At 61.4% G+C, this 1,463-nt stretch carries 2 protein-coding genes; both read left to right on the top strand.

Annotated elements, in window-relative coordinates; translation table 11 throughout:
• On the top strand, positions 1-299 hold a 299-nt coding region (locus A2I95_RS37465), incomplete at its 5' end, for a TauD/TfdA family dioxygenase (protein ID WP_291737524.1).
• Positions 300-319: 20 nt separating this feature from the next.
• Positions 320-1,463 (top strand): sulfatase-like hydrolase/transferase (locus tag A2I95_RS37470; RefSeq protein ID WP_291737525.1); only part of this gene is annotated, 1,144 nt, incomplete at its 3' end.

Here is a 1,463-nt window from a genome sequence, read left to right on the forward strand (position 1 = left end):
ATCCGGTGGTCATCACCCATCCGCTGAGCGGACGGCGCGGCCTCTTTGTGAACCCGGTCTTCACCACCCGCATTGAAGGGCTGAACCCGGAAGAATCCTCGGCGCTTCTGGCCATGCTTTATGCCCACTGCCAGCAACCGGAGTTTCAATGCCGCGTGCGCTGGCGGGCCGGTGACATTACCATGTGGGATAACCGCGCCACCTGGCACAAGGCGATCAATGACTATCACGGCTTCCGCCGCCTGATGCATCGGGTCACCGTTGAGGGCGGCCCGCTTGCGACTGCTCCCGCAGCCTGAGTCTTAGTGAATGTACCGGTATGACTAACAACAACCCTCAGGCAGAAATCAGTCGCCCCAATGTTATCCTGATCCTCGCGGACGACATGGGCTTTGCCGATCTCGGCTGCACCGGGTCGGAAATCCAGACCCCCAACATCGACTCCCTCGCGCGGGGCGGCGTGATGCTGTCTGCGATGTACAACTGTGCCCGCTGCTGCCCGACGCGGGCGTCGCTTCTGACCGGGCTCTACCCGCATAACGCCGGCGTCGGGCATATGGGCGCGAATTTGGGCACGCCTGCCTATCAGGGGTTCCTGCGCAACGACAGCGCCACCATTGCCGAGCATCTGCGCGCCAGCGGCTATGCCACGCTGATGTCCGGCAAATGGCATGTGGCTGGCGACTTCGAACCCCGCAGCGTAGACCACTGGCGGATCGGCGATGTTGAGCATCCGACACCGCGCCAGCGCGGCTTTGACCGCTTTTACGGAATCATGGACGGGGCGACGCATTTCTTTTCGCCGCATTACATGCTGGAGGATGACAGCCGCGTCGAAACCTTCCCGGATGATTTCTACTTCACCGACGCCATCACGCATAAGGCCATCGGCATGATCGATGGCGCGGTGGCGGAGGAGAAACCCTTCTTTCTATACCTCGCCCATACTGCGCCGCACTGGCCGCTGCATGCCCACCCTGAGGACATCGCAAAATACGACGGCGTCTATGCCAAAGGCTGGGACCAAATCCGCACCGCGCGCCACGAAACGATGAACGGTCAAGGCGTGTTCCAGCGCAGCTGGGACATCTCCCCGCGTGACAGCACCGTGCATGGCTGGGAACAGGAAAAGAACCGGGATTGGGAAGCCAGCAAGATGGCCACCTATGCGGCGATGGTGGACCGCATGGATCAGTCGGTTGGCACACTGATTTCGGCCCTGAAACGGCTCGGGCAGTTCGACAACACGCTGATCCTATTCCTCAGCGACAACGGCGGCTGCGCTGAGTTCATGGCCGAGGACGGCTGGGCGAAGTTCTACCCGGACAAAACGCACGACGGCAGGCAGATCACCATGGGCAATGTGACCGGCCTGCGCCCGGGCGATGCCCAGACCTTCCAGAGCTATGACAAGCCCTGGGCCAATGTCTCCAATGCGCCCTTCCGCCTGTACAAGCATTATG

Source organism: Leisingera sp. F5, from assembly GCF_001593695.1.